The organism is Neoluteolibacter marinus, assembly GCF_014904755.1.
GTDB lineage: Bacteria > Verrucomicrobiota > Verrucomicrobiia > Verrucomicrobiales > Akkermansiaceae > Haloferula > Haloferula marina.
The window spans coordinates 1-1,849 of record NZ_JACZFQ010000098.1; the positions used below are offsets into that span (position 1 = coordinate 1).

The 1,849-nt window shown below is 65.4% G+C and carries 1 protein-coding gene; it reads left to right on the forward strand.

The genetic code is table 11. The features are described 5' to 3' along the window. Positions 1-107 precede the first annotated feature (107 nt). A partial coding sequence (locus tag IG178_RS19490) for a right-handed parallel beta-helix repeat-containing protein (RefSeq protein ID WP_226895609.1) occupies positions 108-1,849 on the forward strand: 1,742 nt, incomplete at its 3' end.

The window sequence follows — 1,849 nt, forward strand, 5'->3', positions numbered from 1 at the left end:
CAGATGCTGCAATGCAGGGGGACGAAATGAGTTCCCCTCCGCGAATGGCTTCCCTAACATCCGAAGCCTGAATTCCGGCCCGAGTGGCCGGACACATCTTCGACGCCATGAAAACCGCTTCCTCCAGGTGCGCTTCCTTCAGGTGCGCTGGCATCCTGATCGCTGCTTCCTGCTTCCTCGCGCCACTCCACGCCGCCACCCGCCATGTCGACCCCTCCGGTGGCGCGCCGAATGACGGCAACTCCTGGGCCACGGCATTCGTCACTCTCCAGGACGCCCTCGCAAGTGCCTCTGCCGGGGACGAAATCTGGATCGCCGAGGGGACCTACTATCCCGACGAAGGCGCCGGCACGGTGGCCGATGACCGCACTTCCTGTTTCACCTTGATCGACGAGGTGGAGATCTACGGTGGCTTTCCCGCCGGTGGTGGCGACGCCACCTTCGGCGCCCGGGATCCCGGCACCTACCCGACCATCCTCTCCGGTGACATCGGGGTGACCGGAGATGCCAGCGACAATGCCTACCACGTCGTCCTTGCCGATGCCGGTGACGTGGTCAGCCCGGCCACCGTGCTCGACGGCGTGACGATCACCGGCGGGAATGCCAACGCCGGCTCCAGTCCCGGCAACCGCGGGGGGGGCATCTACCTACAGACGGCCTCGCCCCGCATCGTCAACACTGTCATCGCCGGCAACCAGGCCAACCAAGGCGGCGGCATTTACCACCTGACCAACGCCAGCCCCACCCTCATCAACTGCACCATCACCGGCAACTCGGCGGCCTTCGGCGGCGGGATCACCAACAATACGTCCTCACCCGCCCTCATCAACTGCACCCTCTCCGGCAACCTGGGCGCCGCCATCCTGAACGCCGTTTCCTCCTCCCAATCCCTGACCAGCTGCATCGTGTGGAACAACGGTGCATCGGTGAACGATAATGCCTCCATAACAAGTTACTCCCATTGCCTCGTCGAGGGCCTCAACCCAGCCGGCCCCAACAACCTCGACGGCACCCAACCGGCCAATGACCCGCTCTTTGTCGCCCCGGCCGATCCCCTGACCGCGCCGAACACGACGGGCGACCTGCGCCTGCTCCCTGGCTCCCCCTGCCTCGACATCGGCAACTCCGTCGCCAACACCACCGCCACCGACCTCGCCGGGAATCCACGCATCCACGGCACCGCCATCGACCTCGGCGCCTACGAGTTCTCCCCCGTCTTCGTCAAAGCCAACGCCACCGGCACCGGCGACGGCTCCTCCTGGACCGATGCTTTTCCCAAACTCCAGGACGCCCTCGCCGCCGCCACCTCCGGCACCACCATCCTCGTCGCCGCAGGCACTTACTATCCCGACGAAACCGCCACCTCCGACACCAACGACCGCACCGCCACCTTCGCCCTCGTGGACGGCGTCGTCCTCCTCGGCGGCTACGCCGGAAATGAAACCGACCTCTCCCTGCGCGACCCCTCCATCAACGAGACCATCCTCTCAGGCGACATCAACCAAAGCGGCTCTCTCTCCGGCAACGCCTACCACGTCCTCACCGCCGATGCCGTCGGCCCCCTCACCCTCCTCGACGGCTTCACGATCACCGCTGGCAACGGCAACGACTCAAACTTCGGCGGCGGTCTCCACTGCACCAACGCCGCCACCCCCTCCCTCGCCAACTGCTCCTTCTCCGGAAACTACGCGTTTGCCGGCGGAGCCCTCGCCAACGACTCCTCCTCCCCCTCCCTCACCGACTGCTCCTTCTCCGGCAATTCTGAGGTGAGCTGGATTTCTGGACCACCAACCTTCAGAAACCCCATCCATGAATCCGAAGCCCCGGCGACGCTACACCGCCGAATTCA